Below are 14062 nucleotides of genomic sequence, written 5' to 3' on the forward strand. Positions count from 1 at the left end.
ATGGCTAACTGTATTACCCGTCATATACCCAATACATTGACGTGCATGAATCTGTTCTCAGGTTGTATTGCGTGTGTCATGGCGTTCGAGTTCAAATATGAATGGGCTCTCACTTTCATCATTATCAGTGCTGTATTCGACTTCCTCGACGGAATGTCGGCCCGGCTTCTGAACGCTCCTTCTCCCATCGGAAAAGAGTTGGACTCCCTGGCGGATGACGTCAGTTTCGGAGTAGCCCCCTCACTCATCGTATTTTCTTTATTGCGTGAAACCACTTATCCCAGTTGGATGAGCGGCTTTCAGGAATATGTTCCCTATTTTGCCTTCCTCATTGCTGTATTTTCTGCATTGCGCCTGGCTAAATTCAACATCGATGAACGCCAAAGCAGCTCATTCATTGGCCTGAACACCCCTGCCAACACTTTATTTTGGGCAGCGGCAGCGGCACAATATCATGACTGGCTAATACAAGGCGGTGCTGTCCTGTACGGATTGCTAGTCTGCATCGTATTGTTCTCCCTGTTATTGGTCTCCGAATTCCCGATGTTCGCCTTCAAACTGAAGAACCTCTCCTGGGAAGAAAATAAAATTCGTTATTTGTTTTTGATAGTCAGCATTCCCCTGCTTATTTTCGTAGGACTTGCAGCTGTCATCGGCTGGTATATCATTTTGTGCTGGTTTGTACGGAAGAAACTCTAAACAAATCTCTGGCACAGTTGTTGTACTATCGTTCGTAAGACGAACAATCTATAAAAACGATTAGCCCATGTTTCACATATTAGGATTTCTATTCATTATAATAGTCGTTATCCTGGTCATTGGACTCAGTATTATCGGCACTGTCCTCCGGAGTATCTTCGGATTGGGGAAGCGTCGCACCTCTTCCGGTACTTACCAGAACGGTGGAGGCAGTTATCAATCCAGTGGTGGTTATTCCTTCTCAGGTAATCAACAACAGAATTCTTCTTCACAGGCTAATGAAGAAGCCACTTCCTCTGAGGATGTCATTCACAGAAAGCACAAGAAACTCTTCACCAAAGATGAAGGGGAATACGTGGATTTTGAAGAAATCAAAGAATAGTCTGTAAATTAAATCTTGGCCATACCGGTCAGGATATACTTGCCTTTCAGATTATGCTCTTTCATATAAATTTGAACTTCTATCCGACAGGCTGACATCAGTGAATAGCCCGTTAATCTATCATTCATAGCTTTGATAAATGAATACTCGGTATCGTTGTGAATAAAAGATATACGATGATATTCCATTACATATGGTATTTTAAGGGTATGTTGAGTAGTCAAATATACGGATAAAATACGAAATATAGGTCAGAAAAAGGAACTATATTAGAATTCAACGGCGTTTTGTTACAAAGAAATCTTTCATAAGTGCGGCACAATCATCGGCAAGCACTCCTTTCACCACCACTGTTTTCGGGTGCAAAGCTTGCGGCGCATAGCGCTGATAACCGCGCTTTTCATCTTCCGCACCAAATACAAGTCGTCCCATCTGCGCCCAAGCAATGGCACCGGCGCACATCACACAAGGTTCAACAGTAACATAAAGGGTACATTCGCTCAGATACTTTCCACCAAGGGTAGCGGCAGCGGCAGTAATCGCTTGCATCTCAGCATGAGCTGTTACATCTGTCAAAGTTTCAGTCAGGTTGTGGGCACGTGCAATGATACGCTCTTTGCATACAACCACTGCACCCACAGGCACTTCTCCCCGCTCTGCAGCTTTACGCGCTTCTGCAAGCGCTTGTTTCATATAAAAGTTATCGTCCAACTTCCCCTACCTTTAATTTTTAATTCTCTCCTATCTCCTCATATCATGCTCTCCGAAAAGAGTCGGATAATCTTCTTCCATATTCTTATGGATAAACATGAGAATAGTCTCCCGTAGCCAACGCGATTTGTTCGTTATCTTGTATTTCTCCAGATAACGGTCTACAATCCGTAGCTCTTCCTCGCTCATCAGACATACGATGCGCTGTTCACGTTTCGGTTCTTCGGGTGTTGCTTTCGCACACGTTTTATCTCTCTTTCTCATATTTCCTGCAAAATTAGTTTTCCTTCTGTAAATACAAAGCAGAAAAAACGTATTTTTGCATAGAAACAGCTAAAAAGCAGAACAAATATAGGTATGGCAGCACACAATGCCCTCGGAAAAGCAGGAGAAGATGCCGCAATGGCATATTTGGAACGCAACGGATACACCATCCGCCACCGCAACTGGCGAAAAAACCGCCTCGAACTGGACATTGTGGCAGTCAAAGACGAACAACTGATTGTAGTGGAGGTAAAAACCCGCAGCAATACGGACTACGTTGAACCGCAGGATGCCGTCAATTGGCAGAAGGTACGCCACATTGTGGTGGCTGCTGATGCTTACATCAAGCATTTTAGCATCGATGCTCCCGTCCGTTTTGACATTATTACCGCTGTCGGCGAGGCTGGCGCATTTGAGATTGAACATATCAAGGATGCATTTTATCCGCCGATGTTCTGAGGAAATTGAGAATTAAAAAATGAAAAATACCATGCGGCATGATGACGCAGAATAATTAATAACTAATAATTAGTAATTACTCAAATGGATATAGAAACCGCTCGCGAATATTGTCTCGCAAAGAAAGCCGTAACGGAGTGTCTTCCGTTCGACGAGTATTCACTCGTGATGAAAGTGATGAATAAAATGTTTGTACTGATTGACTTGGAAGGATCGAACAAAATCTGCATGAAGTGCGATCCGGAATATGCGATAGAGCTACGCGAGCACTACTCATCCATTGAGGGTGCTTATCATTTCAACAAAAAGTACTGGAACCAGATTTTCCTTGATGGTGATGTGGATGATAAGTTGATAAAGAGCCTCATCGACCATGCTTATGAAGAAGTACTGAAGAAGTTCACTAAGAAAATGCGTGCCGAATATGACGCCCTGCCCTGATATGAAGAAAGAACCGAATCTGATAATTACCCCCGCTGTGTTTCCTGTTCCGCTAATTATATTACCGGAAACAGACTCTACAAACAATCACCTGACACAACTTTGCAACGAACAGCAATCCGCTGTCCGAGAATTTACGACGGTCATTGCCGAACGCCAGACTGCCGGTAAAGGACAGCGAGGCAACAGCTGGGAGTCGGAAGACTGCCGGAACATTACATTCAGCTTCGTACTCTATCCCACTTTTATTGAAGCCCGTCGCCAGTTCATCCTTTCTCAAATCGTCTCCCTCTCCATCAAGGAAGAACTGGACGAATGGACGGAAGGTATTTCCATCAAATGGCCGAACGACATCTATTGGAACGAAAAGAAAATTTGCGGCATACTGATAGAAAATGACCTTTCCGGACACCACATTGGACGCAGCATTTCCGGTATCGGGGTAAACATAAATCAGGAAACCTTCCGGAGCAATGCTCCCAATCCGGTATCTTTAAAGCAAATCACAGGGCAAGAGTACGACCGCTACCTGATACTCGCCAACATCATGAGGCGACTAAAAGAGTACTACACCCTCCTGCAAACAGACACTTCGGGTGATGCCGCCAACCGTATTGCCGAACGTTATGCCCATTCCCTTTTTCGCCGCGAAGGCTTTCATCGCTATGCCGATGCAGACAGTGAGTTCCTTGCCCGCTTGCTACGCGTTGAACCGGATGGACGATTTATCCTTGAAGACCAGGCAGGAAAAGAGCGCGGATACCTGTTTAAGGAAGTGCAATACATTCTCTGACGCAAAGCAATCACTCAATATCAAACCGTATTGTTTAAAAGTCTTCAAGCACCGATGGTATATCGTAGCTCGTAGCCCTTATTATGAGACTATTATGATTTATGCACTCGATCGCATTCATAAATTACAAATTACGGATATACAACTGTTCATAGCATTTGCTTATATTAGAATAAAATATTATATTTGAACAGAGTTGTTTGATGAGATGCAAAGCACAAAATTTCAATGCAGTTACATTGTCTCCAAATTGTTACCAACAACTTTCGACTTCTCTACTTAATTCTGTCAGTCAGTTAGATACAGGAAGATTTCTTATCCGAGGCAAAGATAAGATCGTTCTGTCCTTTCAGCCCCCACCGAATCTTCCTGTTCATCGGCATTCCGGCTGAAACTACTTTCCCGTTTCACCGCTTCACCTTCGCATCCCGTGACACGCCGTAATATCCCGGCATCGGGCGATAGATGGGTTGCGTACGCCGCCCTACGTTCATCAACTTGCCTTCTTCCAGAAGCCGTTTCAAGTGCCCGTTGGCAGTGGTGCGGGCCATGCCGCACAGATTCTGGAAATCGTAGCGAATCAGTATATCATGTTCGGCGAAGTATTCCTTCAAACGCATGTCTATCTCCACTTCCGAGAGGCGTTGGGAGTGACGGGTATATTTACTTCGGGTGGTAGTGATACCCGTCAGCGCACTTTTCAGGTTGACGTCGGGACGGAAACTGATGCTCTTCAGTCGCAATTTCAGATGCTTGTTCGGCGTGCTGCGCGTCACTTTCTGCGTAGCTTCCAACGTGGGGGCAAAATATCCTAAACCCTCGATGTGCACCTCACGACCTTCGCGCAACTCCTCGCTGCAAATCTGCGTCAGGCAATCTATCGCATTCATCACATCGCCCACCGTGAGCGAACTGCGGGCATGCACGCGGGCATAAAGTTGCTTCATGCTGACTTTTCCGTTAAGCAACGGACGGGGATGCAGTCCCCTTTCTTCCGGATCACCCTCAGCGTTGGGGTTCTCATACCAATCATATACTATTGCCATAAACCTTATTCTTTTCTACGTTAATATCCTTGCTTTATTGTGCTAAAGATACTGGTTGATAAATGAACCACTCTGGTCGGTCGAACAAATGACTGGAGTTATTTAATCAAATAACTCCGGTCGGAAGAGCGAACAACTAAAGTCGGTCATTCGTAAAACAGCATACAAAGGTACATAAAATAGGGGATTATATACCTAAAAGTCCTGTCTTTTTCTGCAAGCGCCTTTTAGAAAGAATGCCTTATACCTCGAAGCACATGGCGAAGGCATCCCTTGCTGGGACAAAGACCTGAGCCGCTACGTCTTTTCCTCCTACATTCCCTCTTACCATCCTTTTCACCTCTACATGGAAGAGCTGCCCGCCCGATTTCGTACCCCGCTCCCCATGAAAAGAGCCTCGACCTGACCGCCGCCGACATTTTCAGTGAACTACAAACGAGTAACCCTGCTGCTATGCGTGGCAGCAATCCCATGCGTTTTAGTCAAGTACTGCTTCGGGCAGGGCTGAAAAGAAGACATACGGAATACGGCAATGTGTATGAAGTGGTGAGAAGGCAGGAAGCTTCAGCCAGAAAGCCGATGAACAGGGAGATCTGGGAAGCCTGAAAGAACTGCAAGGAGGAAAGTTGGTTATAGGAAGAGAATGTATGGGTAAAATATTTATGCATGATGTCTATTAAAAAGCATAAATGTTATTATAGCTTTCATTAAGTACGAGATATATCGCATTATTGGAGTAGATTGCTTTATTAACTGTCAGGAAACACAATTTTATTTGGATAGAAAAAAACACCTGACTCATTCGTAGAGAATTAGATAAAACTGTATTTTTAGAACCTGTAATATTACGTGCAGTCAAACAACAGGTTCAAAAATAGAGTTCTTATTTTTAGCCCGCCATTCTTTTTCTATAGCTTGACGAATCATTTCCAGATTATCCCAATTTCTGCCACCGGAGGCATGCCAACGATTATTGGTAGGATTACAACGGCTATTGTAAGCCATAGACGGATTTCCAAAAATAACGACAACACGTACATGCCAACGCATACAAATATCATCGGCAATAAATTGCCGTTTGTTACACAGTACTATTTTCCAGCGATTTTCCTTTGCCAGCCGCATCAAGACATTTTGCTGTTCTTGCGGAGTAAGAGCCGTATTGATGTAATGTAGCTTGAGCGTATTCTTCTTATTTCGATAAGTAATATAAACAACTGCAACAGAGACGACAGGAAACAATATGGAGAACCATATAAATTCCGTTTCTACAATTTCCCCCTTGAGCCTTGCCATCAAAGGCATCAGCAATACAACGACGGAAGCAAACAGGAGAGTGAAAAGATTTTCTTTAGGATAGTAATCCTTTTTCTCTCGATTCGTCAGTTCTATCCGGCGGTTCTTTATCGTGCGTTCTAATAATTCCTGATTCATGTTGGAGTCTTTGAGACGCAAAGTTACGGATATGTTAGGGAAAAGAATAATTTCCAAACTGATTTATTATTCAGTCACGAAATTTGAATACAATATTTTCAAGAAAAGCAATATATTTTCCCAAAAATCCATATCTTTGTATCTATGAAAACAAACACACGATTCATACTACTAACCTGCCTTCTGCTATGTTTCTGCGCATGTGGCAGAAAGCCTTACCCACAATCACTGATTGTAGCGGACAGTCTGGCAAACGTACAGCCAGATAGCGCTATTGCTTTATTGAATACAATGAAAGACAGCATGAGAGCAGAATCAGAGTCCACACAAATGTATTATCAATTGCTTTGCATCAAGGCAAATGACAAAGCATATATACGACACACTTCAGACAGTTTGATACTTACCGTACTACATTATTATATAAAGAAAGATGATAAACAACATTTGCCTGAGGCTTATTACTATGCAGGACGGGTATATCGAGATTTGGAGGATGCACCACAGGCATTGGATTACTTTGAGAAAGCTTTAGAAACACTCTCAAAAAATAAAAAGCACAAACTAAAAATTTATATTTACAGCCAGATAGGAACACTGTTTCTATATCAAGGCTTATACAATGAAGCATTGGAGATATTCAAGAAAAGATATGCATATAACATAGATTTAAAAGACAGCGTTGGCATGGTTTACACTCTGAGAGATATAGCTGGTACCTATTGCAATATAAACCAGGAAGACAGTTCAATCTATTATTACCAAGCAGCATATGATTTAGGAAAAGAACTGAAAAGGCCAGACCTAACTAATATGGTACAAAGCCAGATTGCCAGCCTTTACATGCAATCAGGAAAATACGATTTGGCGAAAAGTGCTCTGCAAGACGCCTTAACTAGCATCAAATATTCCAATAAAAGTGGTATTTATTCCATTGCAGCAAAGCTATATCATAAAACAGGAATGACAGATTCTGCCATTTACTATTATAAAGCCTTATTAGATTTTGGAACTATCTATGCCAAAGAAAACGCCCATCGTAGTTTAGCAGAGATTACAATGAAGGAAAACAACTGTCAGCTTGCCATACAACACATTCAAGCATACCTTCAATGCGTTGACTCTATCCAAAAAATCACTTATACGGAAAGCCTGCACCGAATGCACTCACTATATAATTATCAACTGCGGGAAAAAGAGAATAACCGATTGAAGAGTGAAAACCAAAAGAAGGCTGATTACCTCAAATATGGATTAATAGGATTTGCAGTTGTCACAGCCTTTTTCTTTAGCTACTATCAGTACAATAAACGCAAAAAACAAGAACTGAAGTATCAGCTTCAAAAGGCAGAACAAATTAAAGTGGAAAATTACAAGAAGAGCCAACTATTCATAAAGGAAAACAATGTCCGAATCCAAGAATTGGAGAAAAAGTTGAACGATATGAATTCTACAAACGAAATTTTAAGAAAAGAAATACAAGACCAAAAGGAATTGCTCTGCCAAGAAACACGCCGGGCAGAAATAGAACAAAGCAAACAAGAAAAGGCACAAAAAGCACTGTCTGATTCTGGCATATACCAATTACTCAAGAAAAGGCTACTCGACCCTCAAGGGCGCATATTCATCACTACTGAGGAATGGATAGTCCTAAGAAACACCTTAAAAGGTATATATCCGAATTTCTTTGAAAAACTGAGTGATATCTATACCTTCAATGAATTTCAACTGCATGTCTGCATACTTATCAAAGGAGGTTTTTCACCCTCCGAAATAGCTAAACTAACCGAACACCCCAAAGAAACCATTACTTCTACGCGTAGAAGATTATACACCCGAATTTTCCAAGAGAAAGGGAAACCAGAAGATTGGGATAACTTTATTACCTCATTATAAACGACATACATCCAATAGCACACTATGTGCAGCACTCACTCTCTCTCCCTGCACACTACCACGCACACTCATTTTGGGATTCAAAGTGTTTGGGATATTAAAAAAGTGTATTTCTTTGCAACATTATGAAACCCAAAAATCAAAATAATGAAACGAATAAAAATATTACTACTATTCATTAGTTTCCTATATTGCAGTAGTATCCGAGCAGAAGAAATGGTGATAACACTCAATCATATCAATAACAATGAAAATTGGGTAGAAGACGAACGCTCCATTACTATAGCTCCCACTGCAACTATTGATGGGAATACAATACGTATTTATTCAAACATAAGAGTAGAGAATGCGTCAATTCTGATAAAAGACAAATATAATAATATAGTATATTCTAATGCCAGCATAGCGGTTTCACAGTGCCATACATTTAAAGTATATGACTTACCGGAAGGTGACTATGTATTGGTATTTGAAATTGGAGATGATTCCTTTTATGGCTATTTTTCCTATCAAAATAATATCTAAAATACGCAAAAAACTCGTAGGAGCATGAAAACGGGGTCCGTGCTCTTGTAAAAAACGACTAATAGACTCCATTAAAAAAAATATTATGGAAAAGATTACTGAAAAAGAAATGCTTGCCATCATGGGAGGGCAATTAATGGAATTGAGTGCATGTGACTTAGTCATTGCAGAAGGAAATGCTCACGGAAACGATCCTACTTATGATTGGGATGGTTGGAATAAAGCATTTGACAATGCATGTCTGTAAAAAGTTCATACTTTTTTTTTACCACAGAGAGCATATCAACTTGTGTAAAACAAACTGATAATTGACAAATTACAGTTCAGTTCATACAATTCTTTGTGCTCCCTGTGGTAAATTATGTTTCATCCCCTCATAAGCTAGATTTTAGAAATATCATTTTTATATCAACAAATTAGATTTCAAATGCAAATAAAGTACGTTATCTTTTTAATATGCAGTGTCATAACCCATACAATATGCGCACAGAGAGTAGAAATTATTGAACCTACACTATTAGAATGTGAATATTACAAACGTGTAGTGACTGATACATTAGATAGGAAAAATGACTATAAAGCAGAGCCGGCAAAACTCCGGATTGGGAAAAATAGTAGCATGTTCTATTCCCCAAGAGAATTGCGGTGGGATTCGTTGGGAACAGACAAAAGAAATCAAGCTATGATGTTTATAGAATACTCAAGAAAAACAGGAGGAAAAAGTTTAAGGGGAGTATTCAATGAGTATGTCTATAAAAATTTTCCTGAAAACAAGGTGACAGTATTCAATCATTTCGCTCTCATGGATTGGACCTATGAGGAAGAATGGGAAAAGCCACAATGGGAACTAAAAGATTCCACTAAAGTAATATTGGAATATCCTTGCCAACTGGCCATCAGCCATTATCGCGGACGAGTTTGGTATGCTTGGTTCACTTTTGATATTCCTATCAGTGAGGGACCGTGGAAATTATGCGGATTACCAGGCCTAATTTTAGAAGCTTATGACAAAAACAAAGACTATAGCTTCACTGCTACGGATTTAGTAAACAAAGGAATACATCCTGTAGGGATTTATGACTTCCGTGGGGATGACTGGGCAAAAACCACCCGAAAAAAATATTTAGAAACTCGTTACAAAGAGTTACATACCGATCCAACCGAAAGGATGAGTACAATGTACGGATTGAAACGTTCTGAAGGAAAGAAAGAACTAAAACATCGCAATTACGACTTTGAAGAAACTGATTATCATTAGAAAAATGACTCGTTATGATGTTCAATAAATGCAACTTGACAGATACGCTTTACTGCTATAGCAAACTTTACAAAAGAAACATTCACAAGGAAGATGTACAAATCTCATTGGAATCATCTCCTGCGTATCCATCAATGTTGAGTTTATACAGTACTCTCCATTCAATTGAAATAGAATGTGATGTAATACGAGCAAAATTTGAGGACATCACAATGCTAAACAAGCCATTCTTGGCTCACCTGAAAGGTCAAACAACAGACAACATAATTCTCGTAAAGAAAATAATCAGTAATAATATTCTATGGTATAATACAGCCAATTCCCGTTTTTACAAAGAAGAAATTGACACTTTTCTTAAAAAATGGGACGGCATTATTTTATATAGTACAAATGAAGAGATTAGTGCGAACAGAAAATACAAATACATATATCTAATTTTACTTTGTTTATTTGCTATCCCCTTTTTCAATATTATTGATCTAGCTATTGTTGCTTTAAATATCATAGGTCTTTACAGTTCATATACCATATTTGCACATGAAAAAGGAAAACGTGAAACAGTATTGAATAAAATATGCAAAGTGGGAAAACATATAGACTGCGACAGTGTAACACATTCAAAGTTATCACATTTTGGTAATATCACTTTAGCTGATTTAGGACTAATATATTTCGGAACAGCATTATTTTTCTCTTTTTCCCTTTTATATAATCCGTTCATCATCAATGCAAGTGAAACATACTCAGCAATACTCATCGTTAGCTTTCCTTTTATCTTATATTCCCTATCCGTTCAACTTTATATAAAGAAATGGTGCATCTTATGCCTTTCGCTAGATTCTATTATAATATTGCAAATTTGTCTTTTCTTTATTAAAGAAGATTTTAGTTTTACATATACCATAACACCACTCTTTCAAATCTCGTATTTCTTTCCATTAATATTACTAGCTGTCATTTTATTAAAGAAACATTTCATAACTAAAAGTAAGTACATTGAACAGAAAATACATTCTTTAAGAATGCATCGCACACCTGCTGTATTCAAATTGTTCGTTAATAGAGCAACAGTAATACGTCAAGATGAATATGGCCTTAATATTGGGGAGCCCAATGCCCCTTTAACCATTACAACCTGGATTAGCCCCTATTGTCCCCATTGTACAGAAATTGTCAAGAGCATGTTCCTATTTATTCATAATAAGAAAGTTCAATGGAAAATCTATTTTGCCGGAACTAATCAAAAAACAGAAAATAACAGGCACTATATAGTACAGTTGTATTTTATTAGTTTGTCCATTTCAAATAAGACACAATTTGTAAATGCTATAAAAGAATGGTATGATTATGACCGTACCCAAATATCCAAGAAACTATCAAAATACGTAATTGACAAAAGTGCCGAACTGATATTAGAAAAGCATATAGCTTATGCTAAAGAAACAGGAATAAAAGAGTACCCGACTATTTTTATAAATGGCATACGACTTCCGCAAGAATATACCCTAAATGATTTTTACTATATGGTATATGACAATGATATTATAAATATCCTAAACGCCCCTAATATATGAAACGCCTCCTATTGCTACTATGCATGCATATCATTTTCTGCCTTGGTTATGCTTATTCGCAAAATACCATAACCGGGCATGTATCGGACAAATCGGATCAGACTCCGCTGCCCAATGTATTGATTGTCATGAAAAGTAAGACTACTTCAAGCATCATCCGATATACACAAACAGGCACTGAGGGCGAGTTTTCAATGCCTATAAAGGAAACCGATTACGAAAATTGCTTGCTACATCTGTCCTTATTAGGCTATAAGCCGCAGACAGTGGAACTAAAAAGAAATATCAGCAAATTCAAAGTAGAGATGGAGGCAGCCGTCACACAACTGAAAGAAGTGACGGTAAAGGCACAAAAAATAAGAGAACAAGGAGATACACTGATTTACAATGTCGCCAGTTTCAAAGATGTTCAAGATAAAACAATAGGTGACGTATTACAAAAGATGCCGGGCATAGACGTTGCAAAAAGTGGTGAAATCACTTATAACGGAACAGCTATCAACAAATTCTATATAGAAGGGAGAGATTTACTGGAAGGAAAATACGGCATTGCCACCAACGGTATTTCTCCCGATGACGTAGGTTCGGTGGAAATCATAGAAGACCACCAGCCCATTCGCGTGTTGCAAGGCGTCAGCCTGTCATCGCAAGCTGCCGTAAATCTACGCCTGAAAGAGAAAGCGAAAGCCAAATGGATAGTTAATGCCCTGGTAGCAGGAGGCATATCCGAACAACCCCAAAGCGGTTTATGGATGGCAGAACTATTCCTGATGAGGATGAAACAAAGAACCCAGAACATCACCCTCTATAAAAGCAATAACATCGGCAAGAATCTGGAAAAGGAAGTGAACAACTACACAGCGAAAGAAAACGAAATTGCCGACTATATCCAAATAAGCGGCCTGCGGACACCTAATCTGGAAGAGAAACGGACATTATTCAGCCGTTCACACCTATTCTCGTCCAGTAATTTATGGGCGGTAAAGCAGGACTGGGAATGTCGCGCACAAGTGAACTACCTGAACCAACGTAATACGGGACAGACTTCCGCCCTTACCACCTATTACTTGCCGGAAGGAGACCGCCTGATTACAGAAGACCAACAATCGGTGGAGCACAACCATACACTAACTGCGCAAGTAAGCATTGAAGGGAACAAAGAAACATTCTACCTGCAAAACAGCCTGAAAGCAGATATTCAATGGAATGATGTGGAACTGGCTACCACCGGAAGCCTCGCTAACCAGCAGCACGCTTCTCTGCCAAACCGGAAAATAAGCAATAACTTCAAACTGATAAAGCGATGGGGTAATCATCTCATCACCTTCAACAGTGTCAACCAGTGGAACACCTTGCCTCAAAACCTGACCGTAATCCGCAACGGAACAAGTAAACAAACGACAGACGAGCATTCTTTCTTTTCGCATGAACAGGTAACCTACGGCTTTCATTTTCAAGGCATAACACTTTCTCTGGAAGGAGGTGCAAAGGCACAGTTCCGTTCCCTCAACAGCCAACTGACAGGAGTACCCGACTCATTAGGCGCCAATACGCAGAAATGGACCACCAATTATATCCAACTTTATGTTACCCCAAAATTGGAATACAAATACAGCCGGGTAGAACTTATACTGGAAAGTCCTATCCGATATTACCGTTACTTATTCTCCCACCAGATAAAAAATGAGAATGATTGGATGGCATCACCTTCCTTGCGTATCAAATGGAATATTTCCCCATATCTCTATGCTATATTACGCGGACAAATCACTCCCAAGGAATGTGATTTACACTCACTATACAATGGACTGATACTGACCGACTACCGAACTCTGACAAAAGGGATGGACTTTTACTCTACCTCTGAGAGCAAATCGCTTTCAACTTCCCTGAACTTCAAGCAGCCCCTGCTTGGGTTGTTTGCCAACATTATGGTAATGAGATCATGGAATAGCCAGGACTATTTATCGGGACAAGAATTCATCGGCGATTACATCCTTCGCACCTATCGCAAAACACCCTCTCGGAGTGACACATGGACAGTGTTCGGAACAATGAGCTACAATATTGATTTCTTGAAAGGAACGGCAGGATTGAATGTTATTTTTCGCAAAAATAACCGGACGATGCTATCCGAGGGAATACCTACTAATTATACCCAAGAAAACTATAATGTAACCGGACGTTTGAATGGACGTATCGGAACGGTTCTAAATTGGCAATATCGTTTGAACTACGGTCAGAACCACTTAAAAATTGACGACCAATTTCAGCAGCGGCTCAATCAATGGGAACACGCTTTGTCACTCACAGCGTCCTTCGGCAAGAGGTGGAACCTGCAAGGGACAGGCGAATATTACCGGAATGAAATAGCCAAGAAGCAATTTAAAGACATGATATTGGCAGACGGCAAATTATCCTATAACTTGAACAGCCGCTTGGAACTTTCAGCAACGGTTTCCAATCTTTTCAACCGGAAGAACTATGCTTACACAATATACAATGACCTGAGCAGTGCAGGCTATACCCGCATGATTCGGGGAAGAGAATTCTTCGTCAGTATATATTTGAAGAAATGAT

17 protein-coding genes and 1 pseudogene are annotated in these 14062 nt (G+C 40.3%); 13 read left to right on the forward strand and 5 right to left on the reverse strand.

The genetic code is table 11. The annotated features are described in order from the left end of the window. Together pssA and HMPREF9447_RS21270 are read left to right on the forward strand one after the other, a co-directional pair. A complete protein-coding gene (gene pssA / locus HMPREF9447_RS21265) occupies positions 1–699 on the forward strand; it encodes a CDP-diacylglycerol--serine O-phosphatidyltransferase (RefSeq protein WP_009131853.1) in 699 nt (232 codons plus the stop codon). 67 nt (positions 700–766) lie between these two features. Beyond that, the gene (locus HMPREF9447_RS21270) at positions 767–1081 is read left to right on the forward strand and encodes a DUF4834 family protein (protein ID WP_009131854.1); all 315 of its coding nucleotides are present in this window, start codon (positions 767–769) and stop codon (positions 1079–1081) included. Positions 1082–1089: 8 nt separating this feature from the next. Here HMPREF9447_RS21270 and HMPREF9447_RS21275 read toward each other — a convergent pair whose 3' ends face one another. The 3 genes from HMPREF9447_RS21275 to HMPREF9447_RS21285 all read right to left on the reverse strand — a co-directional run bounded on the left by HMPREF9447_RS21275 (position 1090) and on the right by HMPREF9447_RS21285 (position 2056). After that, positions 1090–1269 (reverse strand): hypothetical protein, encoded by a 180-nt coding sequence (locus HMPREF9447_RS21275; protein WP_009131855.1) that lies wholly within the window; start codon positions 1267–1269, stop codon positions 1090–1092. An 88-nt stretch (positions 1270–1357) separates the two neighbouring features. After that, positions 1358–1792 carry a nucleoside deaminase gene (locus tag HMPREF9447_RS21280; RefSeq protein WP_009131856.1) on the reverse strand — a complete coding sequence of 145 codons (435 nt, stop codon included), beginning with the start codon at positions 1790–1792 and terminating at the stop codon, positions 1358–1360. Between the two features lie 30 nt (positions 1793–1822). Then, positions 1823–2056, reverse strand: coding sequence for a hypothetical protein (locus HMPREF9447_RS21285; RefSeq protein WP_007212260.1), 234 nt, complete (start codon positions 2054–2056; stop codon positions 1823–1825). A 93-nt stretch (positions 2057–2149) separates the two neighbouring features. On the opposite strand from HMPREF9447_RS21285, the gene HMPREF9447_RS21290 reads away from it, so the two are divergent. The 4 genes from HMPREF9447_RS21290 (at position 2150) to HMPREF9447_RS29155 (ending at position 3939) form a co-directional block, all read left to right on the forward strand. Further along, a complete protein-coding gene (locus HMPREF9447_RS21290; protein WP_009131857.1) occupies positions 2150–2515 on the forward strand; it encodes a YraN family protein in 366 nt (121 codons plus the stop codon). An 84-nt stretch (positions 2516–2599) separates the two neighbouring features. After that, positions 2600–2956: an MmcQ/YjbR family DNA-binding protein gene (locus HMPREF9447_RS21295; RefSeq protein WP_009131858.1), complete on the forward strand. Its 357-nt coding sequence runs from the start codon at positions 2600–2602 to the stop codon at positions 2954–2956. Continuing rightward, positions 2940–3749, forward strand: a complete 810-nt coding sequence (locus tag HMPREF9447_RS21300; protein WP_009131859.1) for a biotin--[acetyl-CoA-carboxylase] ligase — start codon at positions 2940–2942, stop codon at positions 3747–3749. Before HMPREF9447_RS21295 ends, HMPREF9447_RS21300 begins: the two co-directional genes overlap by 17 nt. Then, complete coding sequence (locus HMPREF9447_RS29155; protein WP_081589801.1) at positions 3673–3939, forward strand: WYL domain-containing protein; 267 nt, start codon at positions 3673–3675, stop codon at positions 3937–3939. The genes HMPREF9447_RS21300 and HMPREF9447_RS29155 overlap by 77 nt, the downstream gene beginning before the upstream one ends. Before the next feature lie 217 nt (positions 3940–4156). Here the strand turns inward: HMPREF9447_RS29155 and HMPREF9447_RS21305 are convergent, their stop codons facing one another. Beyond that, positions 4157–4795: an HU family DNA-binding protein gene (locus tag HMPREF9447_RS21305; RefSeq protein ID WP_009131860.1), complete on the reverse strand. Its 639-nt coding sequence runs from the start codon at positions 4793–4795 to the stop codon at positions 4157–4159. A gap of 355 nt (positions 4796–5150) precedes the next feature. Here HMPREF9447_RS21305 and HMPREF9447_RS21310 point away from each other — a divergent pair. After that, a pseudogene (locus tag HMPREF9447_RS21310) lies at positions 5151–5401 on the forward strand (DUF3874 domain-containing protein); the annotation flags it as partial. Positions 5402–5650: 249 nt separating this feature from the next. On the opposite strand, the gene HMPREF9447_RS21315 reads toward HMPREF9447_RS21310, so the two are convergent. Continuing rightward, a complete protein-coding gene (locus tag HMPREF9447_RS21315) occupies positions 5651–6286 on the reverse strand; it encodes a hypothetical protein (protein WP_009131862.1) in 636 nt (211 codons plus the stop codon). Positions 6287–6520: 234 nt separating this feature from the next. Between HMPREF9447_RS21315 and HMPREF9447_RS21320 the strand changes: the two genes are divergently transcribed. From HMPREF9447_RS21320 to HMPREF9447_RS21340, 6 genes are all read left to right on the forward strand, one after another. Further along, entirely contained in the window at positions 6521–8125 is a 1605-nt protein-coding gene (locus HMPREF9447_RS21320) for a tetratricopeptide repeat protein (RefSeq protein WP_244267654.1), read from the forward strand. 147 nt (positions 8126–8272) lie between these two features. Next, positions 8273–8650: a DUF3244 domain-containing protein gene (locus HMPREF9447_RS21325; protein ID WP_009131864.1), complete on the forward strand. Its 378-nt coding sequence runs from the start codon at positions 8273–8275 to the stop codon at positions 8648–8650. An 85-nt stretch (positions 8651–8735) separates the two neighbouring features. Beyond that, the gene (locus HMPREF9447_RS28585; RefSeq protein ID WP_009131865.1) at positions 8736–8897 is read left to right on the forward strand and encodes a hypothetical protein; all 162 of its coding nucleotides are present in this window, start codon (positions 8736–8738) and stop codon (positions 8895–8897) included. Positions 8898–9077: 180 nt separating this feature from the next. Then, positions 9078–9908: a GLPGLI family protein gene (locus HMPREF9447_RS21330; RefSeq protein ID WP_009131866.1), complete on the forward strand. Its 831-nt coding sequence runs from the start codon at positions 9078–9080 to the stop codon at positions 9906–9908. 14 nt (positions 9909–9922) lie between these two features. After that, the gene (locus HMPREF9447_RS21335; RefSeq protein WP_009131867.1) at positions 9923–11482 is read left to right on the forward strand and encodes a vitamin K epoxide reductase family protein; all 1560 of its coding nucleotides are present in this window, start codon (positions 9923–9925) and stop codon (positions 11480–11482) included. Continuing rightward, complete coding sequence (locus HMPREF9447_RS21340) at positions 11479–14061, forward strand: carboxypeptidase-like regulatory domain-containing protein (RefSeq protein ID WP_009131868.1); 2583 nt, start codon at positions 11479–11481, stop codon at positions 14059–14061. The genes HMPREF9447_RS21335 and HMPREF9447_RS21340 overlap by 4 nt, the downstream gene beginning before the upstream one ends. Position 14062: the final 1 nt, after the last annotated feature.

It is taken from the genome of Bacteroides oleiciplenus YIT 12058 (genome assembly GCF_000315485.1).
Lineage (GTDB): Bacteria > Bacteroidota > Bacteroidia > Bacteroidales > Bacteroidaceae > Bacteroides > Bacteroides oleiciplenus.

Excerpts from the sequence above, each read along its gene's own strand:
- pssA (WP_009131853.1), top strand. The coding sequence starts at position 1 with ATGGCTAACTGTATTACCCGTCATATACCCAATACATTGACGTGCATG.
- HMPREF9447_RS21270 (WP_009131854.1), top strand. The coding sequence starts at position 767 with ATGTTTCACATATTAGGATTTCTATTCATTATAATAGTCGTTATCCTG.
- HMPREF9447_RS21275 (WP_009131855.1), bottom strand. The coding sequence starts at position 1,269 with ATGGAATATCATCGTATATCTTTTATTCACAACGATACCGAGTATTCA.
- HMPREF9447_RS21285 (WP_007212260.1), bottom strand. The coding sequence starts at position 2,056 with ATGAGAAAGAGAGATAAAACGTGTGCGAAAGCAACACCCGAAGAACCG.
- HMPREF9447_RS21290 (WP_009131857.1), top strand. The coding sequence starts at position 2,150 with ATGGCAGCACACAATGCCCTCGGAAAAGCAGGAGAAGATGCCGCAATG.
- HMPREF9447_RS21295 (WP_009131858.1), top strand. The coding sequence starts at position 2,600 with ATGGATATAGAAACCGCTCGCGAATATTGTCTCGCAAAGAAAGCCGTA.
- HMPREF9447_RS21300 (WP_009131859.1), top strand. The coding sequence starts at position 2,940 with ATGACGCCCTGCCCTGATATGAAGAAAGAACCGAATCTGATAATTACC.
- HMPREF9447_RS29155 (WP_081589801.1), top strand. The coding sequence starts at position 3,673 with ATGGACGATTTATCCTTGAAGACCAGGCAGGAAAAGAGCGCGGATACC.
- HMPREF9447_RS21305 (WP_009131860.1), bottom strand. The coding sequence starts at position 4,795 with ATGGCAATAGTATATGATTGGTATGAGAACCCCAACGCTGAGGGTGAT.
- HMPREF9447_RS21320 (WP_244267654.1), top strand. The coding sequence starts at position 6,521 with ATGAAAGACAGCATGAGAGCAGAATCAGAGTCCACACAAATGTATTAT.
- HMPREF9447_RS21325 (WP_009131864.1), top strand. The coding sequence starts at position 8,273 with ATGAAACGAATAAAAATATTACTACTATTCATTAGTTTCCTATATTGC.
- HMPREF9447_RS28585 (WP_009131865.1), top strand. The coding sequence starts at position 8,736 with ATGGAAAAGATTACTGAAAAAGAAATGCTTGCCATCATGGGAGGGCAA.
- HMPREF9447_RS21330 (WP_009131866.1), top strand. The coding sequence starts at position 9,078 with ATGCAAATAAAGTACGTTATCTTTTTAATATGCAGTGTCATAACCCAT.
- HMPREF9447_RS21335 (WP_009131867.1), top strand. The coding sequence starts at position 9,923 with ATGATGTTCAATAAATGCAACTTGACAGATACGCTTTACTGCTATAGC.
- HMPREF9447_RS21340 (WP_009131868.1), top strand. The coding sequence starts at position 11,479 with ATGAAACGCCTCCTATTGCTACTATGCATGCATATCATTTTCTGCCTT.